General features: G+C 50.1%; 18 protein-coding genes. 13 read left to right on the top strand and 5 right to left on the bottom strand.

Annotated features, from left to right (window positions below):
• The first annotated feature begins 104 nt into the window (after positions 1-104).
• From ACF8PK_RS09165 to ACF8PK_RS09140, 6 genes are all read left to right on the top strand, one after another.
• Positions 105-1,133 carry an amino acid ABC transporter substrate-binding protein gene (locus ACF8PK_RS09165; protein WP_004726079.1) on the top strand — a complete coding sequence of 343 codons (1,029 nt, stop codon included), beginning with the start codon at positions 105-107 and terminating at the stop codon, positions 1,131-1,133.
• A gap of 67 nt (positions 1,134-1,200) precedes the next feature.
• Complete coding sequence (locus ACF8PK_RS09160; RefSeq protein WP_004726080.1) at positions 1,201-2,409, top strand: amino acid ABC transporter permease; 1,209 nt, start codon at positions 1,201-1,203, stop codon at positions 2,407-2,409.
• A gap of 1 nt (position 2,410) precedes the next feature.
• On the top strand, positions 2,411-3,508 hold the full coding sequence (locus tag ACF8PK_RS09155; protein ID WP_004726081.1) for an amino acid ABC transporter permease: 1,098 nt from the start codon (positions 2,411-2,413) through the stop codon (positions 3,506-3,508).
• A gap of 22 nt (positions 3,509-3,530) precedes the next feature.
• Positions 3,531-4,286, top strand: coding sequence for an amino acid ABC transporter ATP-binding protein (locus ACF8PK_RS09150; protein ID WP_004726082.1), 756 nt, complete (start codon positions 3,531-3,533; stop codon positions 4,284-4,286).
• Positions 4,287-4,619: 333 nt separating this feature from the next.
• Positions 4,620-5,282 (top strand): Bax inhibitor-1/YccA family protein, encoded by a 663-nt coding sequence (locus ACF8PK_RS09145; protein WP_004726083.1) that lies wholly within the window; start codon positions 4,620-4,622, stop codon positions 5,280-5,282.
• A 139-nt stretch (positions 5,283-5,421) separates the two neighbouring features.
• Complete coding sequence (locus tag ACF8PK_RS09140; protein ID WP_206982089.1) at positions 5,422-5,751, top strand: TusE/DsrC/DsvC family sulfur relay protein; 330 nt, start codon at positions 5,422-5,424, stop codon at positions 5,749-5,751.
• Positions 5,752-5,782: 31 nt separating this feature from the next.
• On the opposite strand, the gene yccX is transcribed toward ACF8PK_RS09140, so the two are convergent.
• Positions 5,783-6,058: an acylphosphatase gene (yccX, locus tag ACF8PK_RS09135; protein WP_014205155.1), complete on the bottom strand. Its 276-nt coding sequence runs from the start codon at positions 6,056-6,058 to the stop codon at positions 5,783-5,785.
• Positions 6,059-6,303: 245 nt separating this feature from the next.
• Here yccX and ACF8PK_RS09130 point away from each other — a divergent pair, with 245 nt between their 5' ends.
• The 7 genes from ACF8PK_RS09130 (at position 6,304) to ACF8PK_RS09100 (ending at position 11,558) form a co-directional block, all read left to right on the top strand.
• On the top strand, positions 6,304-7,497 hold the full coding sequence (locus ACF8PK_RS09130) for a class I SAM-dependent methyltransferase (protein ID WP_004726086.1): 1,194 nt from the start codon (positions 6,304-6,306) through the stop codon (positions 7,495-7,497).
• 306 nt (positions 7,498-7,803) lie between these two features.
• Positions 7,804-8,946, top strand: a complete 1,143-nt coding sequence (locus ACF8PK_RS09125) for an amine dehydrogenase large subunit (RefSeq protein ID WP_154181116.1) — start codon at positions 7,804-7,806, stop codon at positions 8,944-8,946.
• 1 nt (position 8,947) lies between these two features.
• Positions 8,948-9,502, top strand: coding sequence for a MauE/DoxX family redox-associated membrane protein (locus ACF8PK_RS09120; RefSeq protein WP_392440882.1), 555 nt, complete (start codon positions 8,948-8,950; stop codon positions 9,500-9,502).
• Positions 9,502-10,107 (top strand): redoxin domain-containing protein, encoded by a 606-nt coding sequence (locus ACF8PK_RS09115; RefSeq protein WP_014205159.1) that lies wholly within the window; start codon positions 9,502-9,504, stop codon positions 10,105-10,107. The genes ACF8PK_RS09120 and ACF8PK_RS09115 overlap by 1 nt, the downstream gene beginning before the upstream one ends.
• 16 nt (positions 10,108-10,123) lie before the next feature.
• Positions 10,124-10,663, top strand: a complete 540-nt coding sequence (locus ACF8PK_RS09110; protein ID WP_004726090.1) for a methylamine dehydrogenase light chain — start codon at positions 10,124-10,126, stop codon at positions 10,661-10,663.
• Complete coding sequence (locus ACF8PK_RS09105) at positions 10,656-11,099, top strand: c-type cytochrome (RefSeq protein WP_392440878.1); 444 nt, start codon at positions 10,656-10,658, stop codon at positions 11,097-11,099. The genes ACF8PK_RS09110 and ACF8PK_RS09105 overlap by 8 nt, the downstream gene beginning before the upstream one ends.
• 3 nt (positions 11,100-11,102) lie before the next feature.
• Positions 11,103-11,558 (top strand): hypothetical protein, encoded by a 456-nt coding sequence (locus tag ACF8PK_RS09100; protein ID WP_238529573.1) that lies wholly within the window; start codon positions 11,103-11,105, stop codon positions 11,556-11,558.
• 155 nt (positions 11,559-11,713) lie between these two features.
• Here the strand turns inward: ACF8PK_RS09100 and katG are convergent, their stop codons facing one another.
• From katG to ACF8PK_RS09080, 4 genes are all read right to left on the bottom strand, one after another.
• Positions 11,714-13,888 (bottom strand): catalase/peroxidase HPI, encoded by a 2,175-nt coding sequence (katG, locus tag ACF8PK_RS09095; RefSeq protein WP_143679046.1) that lies wholly within the window; start codon positions 13,886-13,888, stop codon positions 11,714-11,716.
• Positions 13,889-14,603: 715 nt separating this feature from the next.
• Positions 14,604-16,070: a sensor histidine kinase gene (locus ACF8PK_RS09090; protein ID WP_392440874.1), complete on the bottom strand. Its 1,467-nt coding sequence runs from the start codon at positions 16,068-16,070 to the stop codon at positions 14,604-14,606.
• 22 nt (positions 16,071-16,092) lie between these two features.
• Complete coding sequence (locus ACF8PK_RS09085) at positions 16,093-16,764, bottom strand: response regulator transcription factor (RefSeq protein ID WP_004726096.1); 672 nt, start codon at positions 16,762-16,764, stop codon at positions 16,093-16,095.
• A gap of 168 nt (positions 16,765-16,932) precedes the next feature.
• The gene (locus ACF8PK_RS09080) at positions 16,933-18,132 is read right to left on the bottom strand and encodes a type III PLP-dependent enzyme (protein WP_004726097.1); all 1,200 of its coding nucleotides are present in this window, start codon (positions 18,130-18,132) and stop codon (positions 16,933-16,935) included.
• Between the last annotated feature and the right edge of the window lie 253 nt (positions 18,133-18,385).

The raw sequence follows: 18,385 nt of genomic DNA, 5'->3' as shown, positions 1-18,385 counted from the left end.
CGATTGAGCCCAAATACAACCGAAACTAATAATAAAACACAACATTTTCTGAACCTTGGATCAGGCATCACTGATCAAATATGGATCATACAGGAAGGATACAAATGGCAAATAAACTAACACTTCTTGCTTCCGTCGTAGCGGCATCGACTGCCCTGATGGCAAACTCAGCATCTGCTGCGGATAGCACCCTAGACAAAGTGTTGTCACAAGGTTTTCTGACTTGTGGCGTGAGTACTGGTCTACCGGGCTTCTCGAACCCGAACGCAAAAGGCGAATGGGAAGGGATTGATGTGGAATATTGCCAAGCGCTCGCGGCTGCAGTTCTTGGTGACAAAACTAAAGTGAAATACGTACCTCTCACCGCGAAAGAACGCTTTACTGCCCTGCAGTCAGGCGAAATTGATGTGTTGTCTCGTAACACCACTTGGACACTGCACCGCGACAGCGCGCTGGGTCTGAACTTCGTTGGTGTGAACTACTACGACGGCCAGGGCTTCATGGTTAAGAAAGATCTTGGTATTTCAAGTGCGAAAGAACTGGATGGCGCATCCGTGTGTGTTCAATCGGGCACCACCACTGAGCTCAACCTTGCAGACTACTTCCGTAACAACGGCATGAGCTACAAGCCGGTCGTATTCGATACAGCGGCGCAAACATCAAAAGGTTTCGATGCAGGTCGTTGTGACGTGCTGACCACGGACCAATCGGGTCTTTACGCACTGCGTCTGAACTTGGAAAAACCAGATTCAGCAGTCGTACTACCAGAAATCATCTCAAAAGAACCGCTTGGCCCGGTTGTTCGTCAGGACGACGACAAGTGGTTTAACGTCGCGAAATGGACCCTATTTGCGATGGTCAACGCAGAAGAGTATGGCATCACGTCGAAGAATGCTGACGAAATGCTGAAATCGGACAACCCAGAAGTGAAGCGTATCCTTGGTGTTGACGGTCCAAAGGGCAAAGGCCTTGGCATTCGTGACGATTGGGGCTACCAAATCGTGAAACAAGTGGGTAACTACGGTGAAAGCTTTGAGCGTACCGTTGGTAAAGGCTCGCCTCTGCAAATTTCTCGTGGCGTGAACGCGCTGTGGAATGCGGGCGGCTTTATGTACGCTCCACCTATCCGTTAATAAAGACTGATAAAAATGGGCGGTTTCGGCCGCCCTTTGTCAAAAATGGATAAGAGGTTATCGCTGTATGAAACCTACGAATACTGCTGTGCAAAAGACCGCGAGCGCTGCTCCGTCGAAAGGCACAAGTTTATTTTACAATCCCACCTTTCGTTCAGTTGTGTTTCAGCTGATCGCTATTGCCGCTCTGGTTTTTTTCTTCTACACCATCATTAATAATGCCCTGACAAATCTGGAATCGCGAGGTATCGCGACCGGTTTTGATTTCCTCGATCAACCTGCCGGTTTTGGGATTGGCCTGACCTTGATCGACTACAACGAAACGTACTCTTACGGGCGAACGTTCGTTGTCGGCTTACTGAACACTGCTTTGGTGTCAGTCTTGGGCATTATTTTGGCGACGATGATTGGCTTCGTGCTGGGCATTGCACGCCTATCATCTAACTGGCTAGTTAGCCGTCTCGCGGCGGTGTATATCGAAACTTTCCGCAATATCCCACTTCTGCTTCAGATCTTCTTCTGGTACTTCGCCGTGCTACAAGCGCTGCCGTCACCACGTGAGAGTATGAGCTTAGGCGAAGCGGTCTTCTTGAACGTTCGTGGTTTGTTCTTCCCGGCGCCGGTCTTCGAACCTGGATCCAGTGTGGTTCTGATTGCCTTCGTGGCAGGCGTTATCGCCTCGATTGTGATCAATATCTGGGCCAATAACAAGCAACGCCTCACCGGTCAACAAACACCGATGGGACGTATTGTTCTGGTGCTGTGTGTGGGTCTACCGCTGATTGTCTATTTCATCATGGGGATGCCGATTTCGGCGCAATACCCCGAGTTGAAAGGTTTCAACTTCCGCGGTGGTATCAGCATCATTCCTGAACTGGCGGCGCTGCTGCTCGCGTTGAGTGTCTACACGGCCGCGTTTATTGCAGAGATTGTTCGTTCCGGGATCAATGCTGTAAGCCATGGTCAGACAGAAGCGGCGATGTCGCTTGGCCTGCCGCGCTCGAAAACATTGAAGCTGGTGGTCATTCCTCAAGCGCTGCGCATCATCATTCCGCCATTGACCAGTCAATACCTGAACCTGACCAAAAACTCGTCGCTTGCGATGGCAATTGGTTATCCGGATCTGGTGTCGGTCTTTGCAGGAACCACGCTAAACCAAACAGGTCAGGCAATCGAGATCATTGCTATGACCATGGGTGTTTATCTGGCTCTGAGTTTGATTACCTCAGCATTGATGAACCTGTATAACCGTAAAGTTGCATTGGTGGAGAGATAAGATGAAAACGCATCAGTTTCAACCCAGTCTGCCGCCACCAGCAAACACAACCGGCGTGGTCGGCTGGCTCCGTAAAAATCTGTTTAACAGCCCTTTAAACTCTGTCGTAACATTGATCTTGGCCTACATTGCCTTTTCAGCCATCTGGCATGTGCTGGACTGGGCCATCATCAAAGCAGACTGGGTGGGTGCCACTCGTGATGCCTGTACCCGTGATGGTGCTTGTTGGGTCTTTATCAGCGTGCGTTGGGAACAGTTCATGTACGGCTTCTACCCACAAGCTGAGTTATGGCGCCCTCGCATCTTCTTTGCCACATTGGCGATTTTCATTGCGCTCTTGGCGTATGAACGCACGCCAAAACGCACGTGGATCTGGCTGTTCTTTGTCAACATCTATCCGTTCCTGATGGCAGGCCTGCTGTATGGCGGCGTGTTTGGACTGGAGGTGGTGTCTACCCATAAATGGGGTGGCTTGTTGGTGACATTGATCATCGCGCTGGTCGGTATTGTGGTCTCGCTACCGATTGGGGTCGCACTGGCATTGGGTCGTCGTTCAGACATGCCTGTCATTCGCAGCCTCTGTACCGTGTACATTGAAGTGTGGCGTGGCGTGCCTTTGATTACCGTGCTGTTCATGGCGTCGGTGATGTTGCCGCTGTTTCTCTCCGAAGGTTCAGAAACCGATAAGCTACTGCGCGCCCTGATTGGTGTGGTGATGTTCAGTGCCGCTTATATGGCGGAGGTGATTCGTGGTGGTTTGCAAGCCATTCCGAAAGGTCAGTACGAAGCCGCCGATGCGCTTGGCCTGAGCTATTGGAAGAAAATGGGGCTGATTATTCTGCCTCAAGCGCTAAAAATCACGATTCCGTCTATCGTGAACACCTTCATTGGTCTGTTTAAAGACACCAGCTTGGTGCTCATCATCGGTATGTTTGATGTGTTGGGTATCGGCCAGGCTGCAAACACCGACCCTGAATGGTTAGGGTTTGCAACCGAGAGTTATGTATTTGTCGCGTTAGTGTTCTGGGTGTTCTGTTTCGGCATGTCGAGATATTCGATCTGGCTTGAACGCAAACTCCACACCGGCCACAAACGATAAGCAATCTTTCAAGGAACGTATTATGACGCAACAAAATTCAAGCGAACTCATGATTCAGATTAAGGACATGAACAAGTGGTACGGTGAGTTTCACGTACTAAAAAACATCAATCTAGACGTCAAAAAAGGTGAGCGAATCGTTATCTGTGGCCCATCCGGTTCGGGTAAATCCACCATGATTCGCTGCATCAACCGTCTGGAAGAGCATCAAAAAGGCCAGATCGTCGTGTCAGGCAATGAACTGACGGAAGATCTGAAAAACATCGAAGCCGTTCGCCGTGAAGTGGGGATGTGTTTTCAGCACTTTAACCTCTTCCCTCACCTAACGGTTTTGGAAAACTGCACACTGGCACCGATTTGGGTGAAAAAGATGCCGAAAGAGGAAGCCGAAGCGATTGCCATGAAGTACCTGCAACGCGTGAAGATTCCTGATCAGGCAGACAAATACCCAGGTCAGTTGTCCGGTGGTCAGCAACAACGTGTGGCGATTGCGCGTTCATTGTGCATGAACCCGCAGGTCATGTTGTTTGATGAACCGACTTCAGCGCTCGACCCAGAAATGGTGCGTGAAGTGCTTGATGTAATGGTCGAGTTGGCGGAAGAAGGCATGACCATGTTGTGTGTGACGCACGAAATGGGCTTTGCCAAAGAGGTGGCTGACCGGGTGATCTTCATGGATGCCGGGGAAATTATCGAGGAGAACAATCCAAAAGATTTCTTCGAAAACCCGCAGTCTGACCGCACTCAGGCCTTTTTGGCGCAGATTCTGCACCACTAATGCAGGCCAATTCAGTCATCAAAGAGGCGATTTATCGCCTCTTTTCTTTTGCAGAACGCTTGAAAAGCGCCCAATCGCTTGTGCATTCATCACCTTTATGCACATGGATTTAAACAAATATTTCCGCTTAACTTCAAAAAGCTTAGAATATTCATACAATTAGTGTGTTAGCATTCACCAAAACGGAAATATTGTGTTACAACTTGCTCACACATGAGCGACCATTTTTTGATTATTATTTCCAGTAATTGGTACTGGAAGAGGCTTGAAATAAGGAACTTTTGGCCTCATAAATGTCCATATAACTATCAACACCTTTCTATGAGGAAGAGTATGAACAGTCCTATGTATTCACGCACCTCGTCTTATGACAGTGCTCTACAAACAAACAAAGTGCTGCGTAACACGTATGCACTGCTTTCAATGACACTGCTTTGGTCTGCGGTTGTGGCTGGTATCTCGATGGCGATGAACCTTCCTCGTCCGGGCCTGATCATCATGCTGGTGGGTTTCTACGGTCTGCTATTTTTGACTGAAAAGAACCGTAACAACAGCATGGGCCTTGTCTTTACGTTCCTGTTTACCGGTTTCTTGGGTTACACCATTGGTCCAATCCTCAACATGTACATCGGTGCAGGGATGGGCGATGTGGTACTAACCGCGCTTGGCGGTACGGCTCTGGCGTTCATGGGTGCATCCGCATACGCGCTGACCACAAAACGTGACCTGTCATTCCTGGGCGGTCTGCTGATGGCAGGCTTTGTGGTTCTGCTGATCGGTATGGTGGCGAACATCTTCCTGCAAATGCCAATGCTGTACTTGGCAATGAGCGGTATGTTCGTGCTGTTCTCAACTGGTGCAATCTTGCTGACTACTCAGCAAATTGTTCGCGGTGGTGAAACCAACTACATCTCGGCAACCATCACACTGTACGTGTCTATCTACAACCTGTTCATCAGCCTGCTGAGCATTCTCGGCGTGATGCGCGACGATTAATTCGCTCGCTTCAGGTGACGATTCTAAGCCCGAAAGCCTCGCTTTCGGGCTTTTTCGTTATTGCGACACACGCAATACTCCTTGAGCAAACGCCAGAGCTTCGCTACCCTTAGCGCAAACTGACGATTGGACAATAAAGATGTTTGAATACAACGGCAAATCGATTGAAACCGACGCACAAGGCTACTTGTTGGACTACACCTTGTGGGAAGAAGGAATGATTGACATACTTGCCAAGGAAGAAGGCCTGACTCTAACGGATGCTCACTTGGAAGTGGTGCTTTTCGTGCGTAACTTCTACGAAGAATTTAAAACGTCACCGGCGATTCGCATGCTTGTGAAAGCCATGGAAAAAGAGCACGGTCCAGAAAAAGGCAACAGCAAATACCTGTTTAAACTGTTCCCGAAAGGCCCAGCGAAACAAGCCACCAAGCTGGCAGGCCTGCCTAAACCGGCCAAGTGCCTATAACGCTTTGCTCGTCATCCTGTAAGCGCCCAGCTTACAGGATTTCAAACCCGCGATAATGCTTGTTGGTGATACATTCCAAACGTTCCACGTGATTGACCGATGCCGTTCTTGGCCCCTCTTTGAGCCATTCATGCAGCGCGTCGACTTGGTCGGGTTCCCCGCATGCAATTACTTCCACATCGCCGCTAGACAAGTTTTTTGCATACCCCGTTAAGCTCAGCGTTAATCCCTGATGCGCCGTGTGATAGCGAAACCCCACCCCTTGCACCACGCCCGACACAATAAACTTATCGCATTTGATCGACATCTCATTCCCTTCCTGTTCCGATGTTGAAGCCTCATGGTGATTCGACAACAACCATTTCCTGAGTTTCCTAAACATATGCGCACCACTTGCTCGCCTTGACCCTAAATCACCTTTACCAAGGATAGACAATTTTCACATCAAGCACTGTGAGCGCAAGACCAAGACTATTTTCCCGCGGCGTTTGCTTTTCTGGCTGAGTTCCATGAAAATACCCGCCCATTTCTATTAATCATTTGAGTAACGCAATGACTCCTGCAATCTATCTGGTCAAAGGTCGTGAGAAATCTTTACGCCGCAAACATCCTTGGGTGTTTTCTCGTGGTATCGGCAAAATCGAAGGCGAACCCAACTTAGGTGACACCGTTGATGTATATACCCACGATGGCCAATGGCTTGCGAAAGCGGCATACTCACCACACTCTCAAATTCGCGCGCGAGTATGGAGCTTTGAAAAAGAAGCCATCGACACCGCGTTCTTCGTGAAACGTATTCAACAAGCACAACTACTCCGTGACGATCTGATTGTACGTGACGGGCTAACGGGTTACCGCTTGATCGCCGCAGAATCTGACGGCCTGCCGGGCATTACGATCGACAAATACCAAGATTTTCTGGTGTGTCAATTGCTGAGCGCAGGTGCTGAATGCCAAAAAGACGTGCTGGTTGAAGCGCTGAAACAATGTTTCCCAACATGCAGCATCTACGAACGCTCTGATGTTGCCGTCCGTAAAAAAGAAGGGTTGGAAGAGCGCGTTGGCGTTCTGCATGGCGAAGCGCCACCAAAATCGGTCGTGATTGAAGAAAATGGCGTAAAAATCAGTGTCGATATCGTGGGCGGCCACAAAACCGGTTTCTACCTCGACCAACGCGACAGCCGTTTCCAGTCGATGAAATACGTGAAAGATAAAGACGTATTGAACTGCTTCTCATACACCGGCGGTTTTGGTCTGTACGCCCTCAAAGGCGGCGCAAAACGAGTCATCAACGCAGATGTCTCACAACCCGCGCTGGATACTGCGAAGTTCAACGCAGAACTGAACGAATTCGATATTTCGAAAAAACGCGCCGTGTTTCTCAATGCAGACGTATTCAAACTGCTGCGTGAATACCGCGACCAAGGCACCAAGTTTGATGTGGTGATCATGGATCCACCCAAGTTCGCAGAGTCGAAAGCGCAGCTTAATGGTGCATGCCGAGGCTACAAAGACATCAACATGCTGGCGATGCAAATCCTCAATCCCGGTGGCACGCTGCTGACCTATTCATGTTCAGGTTTGATGGATCAAGTGTTGTTCCAGAAAATCATTGCCGATGCAGCGCTGGACGCGGGACGCGATGTGAAATTCGTGGAACGTTTTGAACAAGCAGCCGATCACCCGACAGACACGGCATACCCAGAAGGGTTTTACCTCAAAGGTTTCGCTTGTAAAGTGCTGTAATCATTTTTCAAAAGGCTTCCCCAAGGGAAGCCTTTTTTCTTTCACGAATGCATGTAACCGCATGTGCAATCAAGCGCATTTTTAGTGCAGTAACTCCAAAATAGTGCATTGAAAACAAACATTTTTGTGCAGCCAGTCCCCGACTTTCGCTTTCCATGACACTTTAATGACAGCTCTGTTCACGTGCCAGACCAGATGTAACAAGGTGTGACCTTGAGAGCACACACAAAATTAGTATCTGCTGATAAATATGGCATAAAGCTTGCGATTTGAATGATGATTTCTTACAACGAAAAGGATCATTCAATGAGAAAAACAGTACTAGGCGCGTTATTTATCAGCGGCTTAATCTTCCTTCCAACCACAAACGCAGCCACACAATTTAAACCCGAACACGTTTCCGTCGAGAAAGAAATTAAACCGGGACCGAACGTTTTTGTGATCGATCAAAGCTGGGCGGGCTCCAGCACCATCACCGTGCTCGGCGCCGACAATTTTGGCGTCAAAGGGAACATCTCCACCGGTTTGATTGCCCAGTTTGGCCTGTCAAAGGACAAAAAATCGCTCTATACCGCGTCGGTCTATCCCAAACGAATCGTATGGGGCGATATCGACGCAGTGGTGCAAAAATTCACGGTCAACTCGCTGAGTTTGGAAAAAGAGCTCACCTCCTCTCCGAAAATGGCGCAATCCGCCGCATACGTGAACTCATTCCAAACCTCAGCCAGCGACAAATACGCCTTTGTCCAAAACGCAACGCCCGCGGCTTCAGTGTCTATCGTTGATATCGCCAGTGGGAAAGAACTCCTAGAAATTCCGACACCGGGTTGCTGGGGGATCTACGCCTCGCAAGAGGACAACAAGTTCAGCGCCGCTTGTGGCGACGGCACTTTTTCCACGTACGTCATTGCCAAAGATGGCAAGAACTACACCGCGCATAAAAGTGAAAAGATTTTCGATACCGATGACGATGCGCTATTCATCACCGCACAGCGCGACGGCGGCAAGCTGATGTTCACCTCGTTCAAAGGCAACATGTACGTGCTCAGCGACAGCGGCAACACAGTGAAACTTGAAGATAAGTTCAGCTTTACCAAAGACATCGACGGCGGCTGGCTACCTGGCGGCTACGAAGTGATGGGCTACAACCAACCCAACAAATTGATGTTCGTGGCCATGCATCCTAACGGTAAAGAAGGCAGCCACAAAGACGGCGCGCAAGAGATTTGGGGCGTCAACATGGACACACACCAAGTGGTGACGCGTATTGAAGCGGAAGAGCCGATTTCGTTGGCAGTCTCTCAAACCCAAGCGCCAGACGTATTTGCACTGACCGATTTCGGCACCGTGGTCAAATACACCTTCAACGGCAGCACGTTTGAAGGCAGCAAAGTCGATGAAGTCGAAGAGATGGGCAGTTTCACACAAATGCTGATGGTGGATTACTGAGATGAGCACATCCTGGATAACCCAATATCACCTGACCCTCATGACCTTCTTCGTGTTGGTGTTTATTCAGGCCGCACTGCACAAAGGATCGGATTTGCGTCGTTTCTCGGGGTACATCAGCCAGTATTCACGCCACTTTGAGCCACGCGCTTACCCGCTTGCCGTACTGCTGTTGGTGTGTGAAATCGCGGCCGTCGCCCTAAGCATAACGCCGGCAACCAATGCCCTAGGCGAAGGGTTGATGTTACTGCTGCTCGTCGGTTATACGCTCGCCATGAGCCTTCAGCTTAGAAGTGGTCAACGAGAAATCGACTGCGGCTGCGGCGGCACACCGATTGTGGTGTCGCGCCGGACATTGATGCGCAACACCACCCTCATTGTGCTGGCCGGTTCGATGTTGTTGACGGCCAATCAACCGATCACCAGCTTGAGTCTGGCCTTGGCGATTGGCGGCGGCATGTTGCTCTGGTTTGGGTATTACCTGCTGGAACAACTGATGCACAACCATGATTTGATTCTGAAGATTGCTCAACACGATCAGGAAAAGGACGTCTAATGAATACTGTATTACTGTTTGCAGTCGGCTTTCTCGCTGTACTTGTCGCACTGCTGTTTATCGCGTTTATCGCGCTCTCTCGCCAAGTTGGGATTCTGTTTGAGCGAATTTCACCGGTCGGGGCCATGATCAACAACAACGGGCCGCAACTGGGTGAAACGCCCAAACCCATGACACTTATGTCGCTCAACCAAGGCGAAATCACCTTGGGCGGCGCACAGGCAAAAAGTACGCTGGTGCTGTTTGTCTCGCCCTCCTGCCCGATTTGTAAAGTGCTGCTACCCCTCATCAACAGCCTACAAAAAGCCGAAACGCGCTGGCTCAATGTGGTGCTGGCCAGTGATGGCGATGAAGCGGCGCAACGCGCACTGATTGCCCAACACAAATTGGATGCGATTCCATACGTGCTCTCCCAAGAGTTGGGTGTGGCGTATCGCGTCGCCAAACTGCCCTTCTCTGTTCTCATGGATGAACAAGGACAGATCGTGTCAAAAGGCCTGATCAACAGCCGAGAACAGTTGGAAAGCCTGTTCAACGCCAAAGAGAGCGGCTTTGAATCACTACAAGATTTTTCACAAAAACAGACCATGACGGTTAATCACTAAGCAGGAGACAGTGACAATGAAAAAATTCAGCGACATGTTATTGAATGCCATGGACAGGCTCTCAGAGAAAACCGTCCGTCATTCCGCACGCCAAATTGGCCGCCGTAACTTCCTCGCCAAAGCGGGTGTATTTATCGTCGGGACCGGCATGATGCCATTGCTGCCCTTCGACCGCTCAGCGGGCAAAGTGTTTGCAGCCGAAGGCCCCGGCGATGACGTGAACAGTTGTGACTACTGGCGCCATTGTGCGCTTGATGGCAACTTGTGTTCCTCATCCGGGGGGAGCGAAACCACCTGTCCTCCGGGTTCTGAAGCGTCCAAAGTGGCGTGGGTAGGCACCTGTCTCAACCCGAACGACAACAAAAACTATCTGGTCTCGTACAACGACTGCTGTGGTAAAGCCACGGTGAACAGTTCGGTGGCGTGTCTAAATAGCGAACGAGAGCGCCCGGGGTATCGCATGGGTCTGCACAATGACATCAACTGGTGCATGGCCAACACCAACAAAGGCTATCACTGCACCGTGGCCGCACTGGTGGGGTTGGCGAATGAATAAACGCGCCGCTTCTCTGTTATTTGCATGTATGGCGCTTGGCACTCACTATTCGGTGAGTGCCGAATCGGGTCAGGATAAGTTTGTCACCAACTGTTCTGGCTGCCATGGAATGGACGCCAAAGGCATCATCGGCCTCGCTCCGCCACTGGAAAATCCGGAACTCTGGAATCGTTTGGGCGACAAACGCGATCAATACATCGCGGGCGTCGTCACCGGTGGAATGAGCGGCAAGGTTGAGTCTTTAGGCAACAGCTATCAAGGATTTGCTATGCCTCCACAAAGTTTTCTCGATACTGCGGATCTCGTCGACATCACACACTACGTGCTGAATGACATCAACCACCTGACTGGCGGTCCGAATGCCACCCTGATCGACCAATACAAAGAGAATCCACTCTCGCATCAGGATCTGCATCAACTGCGTGACGGAGATTAAGGAATGAAGACTACGCTTGACCGTCGTTGGGTACGAAGCGTTTTCCTAACCTTCGCCCTGTTGAACGGAGCGGCGTATGCCGCGCCTAATACGCCTCAACAGAACTACATCCTCAAATGTTCCGGCTGCCATGACATGGATGGCTCTGGCTCCGAACCTGGAGGCATCCCGCCACTGCCCGGCTACCTCGGTGCATTTATGGATGATGAACAAGGCCGAGTCTATTTAATGAACGTCCCTGGCGTGATTGCTTCCGGACTCAACAATCACGACCTTGCGGTATTGATGAATTACCTCAATGACAAATGGGGCGATAAAGCCAATGCCAAACCGTACTCTGCTGAAGAGATTGCGCAGATTCGCGCTGCGCCGCTGGAAGATGTGGTGAAATATCGCCGAGAAATCGTCAAGCGCTTCAATGAGCAAGGCATCGCCACAGGGTCGTATCCTTGGCCATAAAACACAAAGCCCGCTTTATGCGGGCTTTGATTTTAAATGGATGGAGAAAAAACGCCGCCAAACGTGCCCTCACCTGATGACCACTCCTATCGCATCGGCTCAATAAAAAAATCCCCCGGGCTAGCCGAGGGATTGGGTCATATCATCCTATGGACTTAGATAAGGTCAAAACGGTCTGCGTTCATCACTTTGGTCCAAGCAGCCACGAAGTCTTTCACAAACTTCTCTTGGTTGTCGTCCTGTGCGTACACTTCCGCGTATGAGCGCAGGATGGAGTTCGAACCGAACACCAAGTCAACACGAGTGGCTGTCCACTTGGTCGCACCGCTGTGGCGGTCAACAATATCGTACTTGTTGCGACCCGTTGGCTTCCAGCTGTACGCCATGTCCGTCAGGTTAACGAAGAAATCATTAGTCAGCGCGCCAACGCGGTCGGTAAAGACGCCGTGTGCACTGTCGCCATAGTTGGTACCAAGGACACGCAAACCACCCACCAATACCGTCATTTCAGGTGCAGTCAGGCCCATCAGTTGAGCGCGATCCAGCATCATCTCTTCCGGCTTCACCACGTAGTCTTTTTTCTGCCAGTTGCGGAAGCCGTCAGCCAGAGGTTCCAGCACCTCGAACGACTCTACATCCGTCATCGCTGCCGTTGCATCACCGCGACCTGCGCTAAATGGAACTGCCACGTTGAAACCAGCCGCTTGAATGGCTTGTTCAACACCGACGTTACCAGCCAGTACAATAGTGTCGGCGACGCTGATGCCCGCGTCAGCGGCAATCTTCTCAAGCACAGCAAGCACTTTCGCAAGTTTCGCAGGCTCGTTCCCTTCCCAATCTTTTTGCGGCGCCAAACGAATACGAGCACCGTTTGCACCACCACGATTGTCAGAACCACGGAATGTCCGCGCGCTGTCCCATGCCGTTGACACCATCTCACTGATGCTCAGGCCGCTGGCTGCGATTGCCGCTTTCACTGCATCCACATCGTAATCACTGCGACCCGCAGGAATTGGATCTTGCCAAATCAAATCTTCAGCTGGCACATCTGGGCCCACGTAACGTGCTTTCGGACCTAAGTCACGGTGAGTCAGTTTGAACCATGCACGGGCGAAGACTTCTTCGAAGTAAGCTTGGTCTTTGTAGAAACGCTCGGAGATCTTGCGGTATTCAGGATCCACTTTCAGCGCCATATCCGCATCAGTCATCATTGGGTTGTAACGGGTTTTACCGTCTTCAACGTCAACCGGTTTGTCTTCTTCTGCGATATCGACCGGTTCCCACTGCCATGCGCCTGCTGGGCTCTTGGTCAGTGCCCATTCGTGCTCAAGCAGCATCTTGAAGAAACCGTTATCCCACTGTGTTGGATGCGTGGTCCACGCACCTTCCAAGCCACTGGTCACGGTATTACGACCAATGCCACGTGATTTGTGGTTAATCCAACCTAGGCCTTGCTCTTCAACGTCTGCGCCTTCTGGATCAGGACCAAGCTCTGCCGCGTTGCCGTTACCGTGCGTTTTACCCACCGTGTGGCCACCAGCAGTCAGTGCAACCGTTTCTTCATCATTCATCGCCATACGAGCGAACGTCACGCGCATATCGTGTGCCGTTTTCAGTGGATCTGGGTTGCCATCCACACCTTCTGGGTTCACGTAAATCAAGCCCATCATCACGGCTGCAAGCGGGTTTTCCAAGTCACGTTCACCGGAGTAACGTGTGCCTGCGCTGCCACTTGGTGCCAACCACTCTTTTTCAGAACCCCAGTACGTGTCTTTCTCTGGGTGCCAAATATCTTCGCGGCCAAAGCCGAAACCGAAGGTTTTCAGGCCCATGGATTCATACGCCATGTTACCGGCCAGCAGGATCAAATCCGCCCAGCTAATTTTGTTACCGTATTTTTTCTTAAGTGGCCAAAGCAGACGACGCGCTTTGTCGAGGTTGGCGTTATCTGGCCAAGAGTTGAGTGGTGCGAAACGCTGGTTACCCGTTGCGCCGCCCCCGCGACCGTCAGTGGTACGGTAGCTACCTGCAGAGTGCCACGCCATACGAATCATCAGACCGCCGTAGTGACCCCAGTCTGCTGGCCACCATTCTTGGCTGTCGGTCATCAGTGCTTTCAGGTCTTTTTTCAGTGCGTCAACGTCGAGCGTCTTCAGCGCTTCACGGTAATTGAAGTCGGCACCGTAGGGATTGGTCTTGGTGTCATGTTGGTGCAGGATGTCGAGGTTCAGTGCGTTCGGCCACCAATCCATGTTGGAGGTACCCGCGGAAGTCATGCCGCCATGCATCACTGGGCATTTGCCTGAAGCGCTACTATCATGATTTGCCATAAAATGTCCCTTTACCTATTTTTGGTTCGAGTTGAATGAATTCGTTGATCCAAATTTGCTAATACGATGAGTTGCTTAGCAAAATATAGTGTGAATTAATGTCTACGAAAGTGAGTCTAGTCGCGAAGTAACAAATGTTCACATTATTTGTAACGATTATTTCAATAGAAAAAACCTATTAAACAAACTTTCGATGTTTCAGTCTGACCCATTGAATGATTAAATAAGTATTTAGCTTTATTAATAGTCCGTTTTACTGAACCACCTTAAAATAAAACCTCAACGCAATGCATCCCTTTCAAAACATACCAAGACAAATTGGATCAATTACTTACATTAAATAAGCTTGAAGGATGGCAATCCTGTTTGTGTCATAAAGTTGTCACCATTTAATTATACTTTCAACAAAATCATTTTTTAAATATATCCAAAATAACAATTATTAGAATGATATTTGCAACATATTTAAAACCAAAGAGCAACCCAGAAATAATACCTAAATACAACCCAACGGCGTGCCCCATCGCGAAAAATAATAACCTGCTCATGCGCACAGGATTGAAATACATGCCTTGCGTGCAGCAAGAACACGCCATGTCCAGCATCAATGAATGTCACAAGCAGTTAAGCTTCTGAACACATCAACTGAGAGCCTGATTTAAGGCACAAAAAAGCCAGCATATCGCTGGCTTTAGATGGATAGTTTCTCGCGCTATCAGGCGGCGTGAGGTGTTTCGCCTTGTCCCTTAGGAAGGGTAACACTGACCGTTAATTCCAGCGGCTGAGGCTGGTGAAACGCCAACGTGTAACCGTGTTGCTTACAGATGTTGCTGATGATCGAAAGACCGAGCCCAAACCGCTCATCGCTGGTCCGCGAGGCATCAATCTGAAACAGAGGTAACGTGAGTTTCGCCAGCTGCTCTTGCGTGATCGGGTGCAACAACGCATTGCTGATGGTGAGTTGAAACGCCGACGGCGACTCAGTCCACCCAACCGCCACAACGCTCTCTTGCGGGCTGTAAAACATCGCGTTATCGAGCAAGTTCTTCAAAATGGTTTCGATGCTAAACCGGTCGGCGACGAAACACTCCTCGCCGTCACAATGCACCGATAGACGTGCATCAATTTGCGGGTATTTGAACGTCAAGTCATGCTTCACTTGACCAAACACCCCTCGAATCGACAACGCCTGTTGCTCGGTATTGATCGATAATGACGACGTTTTTTGCAGCAGCAGCAAATTTTCCACAATCGCTTTCATGCGTTTGGCAATCGCCAGCATGTCATGTTGATAGGTTTTGCTAATGCGCTCATCTTGCGGATAACGAATATAGACTTCGCTGAGGGTAATCATCTCCGCCAGCGGCGTTTTTAATTCATGCGCAATGTCGGCGGTAATGCGCTTCTCATTGTTGATCAAGGTACGATTGCTGCGGATGTAGCGGTTCAGCTCTTTGCGAATCGGCTCAATCTCTTCCACAGTGCGCTCAGGAATGGCCAACTCTTCCGCCAAATGTTCACTGCTGTGCAACGTTTTCAAATCTTGGTTGAGCTTTTCCAGCGGCTCCAAGCCTCGGCGAATAATGGTTTTGGTGACATAACGAATGATCATCATCGCCAAAATAAAACTGCCCACCAGCAGGCCATCAACCACCCACACCAAGCGTTCCAAGCCGCCAGACGACTCATAAATGGTGAGCGTGACCGGCAAAATTTCATGATCGTCACTCTCGGGCACAAAGTGAGATAACGTCGCTCGGCCAAACTTACCGTTGGGCATCACGGTATCAATAATGCGGTCACGGCCCAGTTTGACATCCGGCTTAATCAAATCCACGCCCGGATAGGCTTCGAGCGATTTCGAGCGTTTAAGCACCGTATCACCACGCCACACCTGAAAGAAATGCGCATCTTCATGGATGTCGTACTCTGGCATAAACCCTTCATCTGCCAGAAATTCCACGTGGTGATCCGTCGCTCGAATCTGCGACTTCAGGTAGTTTGCTTTGTTGAGCATCGCTTGATCAAACTGCTCTTCAACCCACCCATCCAGCCCAAGGTCGACCGACAAAAACACCACAAACAAGAATGCCCCGAACACAAAGGTCACGGAGTTAATCAGGTTGCGTTCCATGGACGCAAACTGGTTGTCTTTACACAATGAACGCACCCAAGATTTCATCGTCTTCCTCCTACTGTGGCCGCTATTTTTGCGCCACATAACCAAATCCGCGCTTATTCTTCACCGGCAGTGTGCCGCCCGCGTCACGCACTTTTTTACGAATCGCAGACAGGTGCGCTTCGATGGTATTTTTCGCCACATAATCAAAGTGCCCCACCACGGCTTCGCTGATCTGCTCGACGCTCATCACACGATTGGGCGCGGCAAATAAACACTGCAATATTTTGAATTCATTGGGGGTCAAGTCGACCGTCTGCTGCTCAAAATGAAAGGTCTTGTCGACCAGATTCAAGCTGTATTCGTCCACCGTCAAAGTTTGATCGACCTGTTCCAAACTCCCGCGGCGCATAATGGTTAAGATACGCGCGTGCAGCTCTTCAAACGAAAACGGTTTGGTGAGGTAATCATCCGCCCCTTGCAACAAGCCTTCGACCCGGTCTTGCGTCTCGGTTTTGGCCGACAGAATCAGCACACGTGTCTGCTTTTTATGTTTTCGCAGCGCCTTCAGAATTTCCAACCCACTCAGGCCAGGCAGCATCAAATCAAGAATGATCACATCATATGTATTGTTGAGCGCCATGCTGAGAGCTTCCTGCCCATCGCCGGTATCGTCCGTCGCAAATCCAAGGTGATTCAAGCCAACAATTAAGCTGCGGCGCAGGGTTTCGGAGTCTTCGATAATGAGTAATTTCACGGCAGGTTCTGATTTTCAGGAAAGTATGGTGACAAGCATACGTGAAATCCGCGCCAATGTGCACCCAAACGGCGCGAGCGATGCTGCGGTGGCGTGTTTCGCGCGCATAAAAAACGCCCACCGAAGTGAGCGTTTTTTCGCGATTTCGTGTGCACCGATTCGGTGGTATTAACCAATCATACGTTCGCTGTTTTCAGCCAACTCATTGAACACCACTGTCTGCGCACGTTTGAAGAAGTTGAAGTCGGTCGCTGTTGCGCTGGTATACGCGCCCATCATGCGGCCAACAATCAAATCACCGTTGTCCAGTTTTGGCAGCAGAATGTCTTCTGCAATCACGTCAATGCTGTCACACGTCGGGCCCGCCAGAACACTCGGGACGCGTTCGCCTTCTTGTTTCAACGTCACCAATGGGTATTGCGCGTCATCAAAGATCAAACCGCTGAATGAACCGTACACGCCATCATCCAAGTAGTACCACATTTGGCCGTCACGCTCAGCTTGGCCCATCACCGACGCCACACTCATCATGCACTGCGCCACAATAAAGCGGCCCGGTTCAGCAATCACTTGTACGGTTTCTGGCAATTCCGCCAACGCTTCGTTGATAGGCAGGCAGAACTGATCAATTGGCATCACTTGTTTAGTGTAGTTCACTGGGAAACCGCCACCGATGTCGAGTGTGCTCAACGCAGGCAAGCCACGCGCCACCACCTCTTCCATCACGCCTTTGCAGGTGCGAATCGCTTCCACGTATTTCTGTGGATTGGTGGTTTGAGAGCCCACGTGGAATGACAACCCTTTGATACGGATATTCCACTCTTTTGCCATTTCGATGATGTTCACCGCTTGCTCAGGTGAGCAGCCGAATTTTTTCGACAGATCAGCAAACGCTTCAGAGTTACGGAAACTCAAGCGAACCAACAATTCAACCTCATCGCGGTAGGCTTTGAACTTCGCCAATTCATTCAGGTTGTCCACCACAAACACGTTGCAACCGTACGCCAGCGCGTCACGAATATCGGCATCGCGTTTGATTGGGTGAGTATGAATCGTGCGCTCTGCTGGAACACCTTCTTGTGCCACCAATTCCACTTCGCCAGTGGTTGCCAAGTCAAAGCTTGCGCCTTCTTGCAGCAACGTTCTGACCACCACTGGGTGTGGCAGCGGTTTCAAAGCAAAGTGCAGTGTCACGTTTGGCAGCGCTGCGCTCAACGCACGGTATTGCTGGCGAACGATGTCGCAATCGAGCAGCAACAAAGGCGCGCCAAACTGTTCAACGGATGATTCGATCAAATGAACGTCATCAGCAGACAGTGCTTGAGAAGTGAAAGATTGAAAATTCAGAACTGAACGAGCAGCAGCCATGGCAAACCTCCAAATATAGTGTGCACTTTTCATTGGCGTGATTTCATTCGCTGGAGATGAAAAGTGGAGCGTCAATAAAAGCGCAAACGCGCTGTCAAAGTCACTCTTGGATAGTTGCTCTATCGCCTTGCCACAAGACCTGCTGTGATGTACTCGGATTGGCTATCATCAAGAAGCGAGGCGATAGTAAGGTCATCGTTTCACGAGCGCAATAAAAAATGTGGCACTTAAAAGCAAAAGATTTTTGTGGTGA

The organism is Vibrio sp. CJQ_6, assembly GCF_043106745.1.
Taxonomy (GTDB): Bacteria; Pseudomonadota; Gammaproteobacteria; order Enterobacterales; family Vibrionaceae; genus Vibrio; species Vibrio furnissii.
Note: the sequence above shows the minus strand (reverse complement) of the source record. Positions and strands in the feature narration are given on the sequence as shown.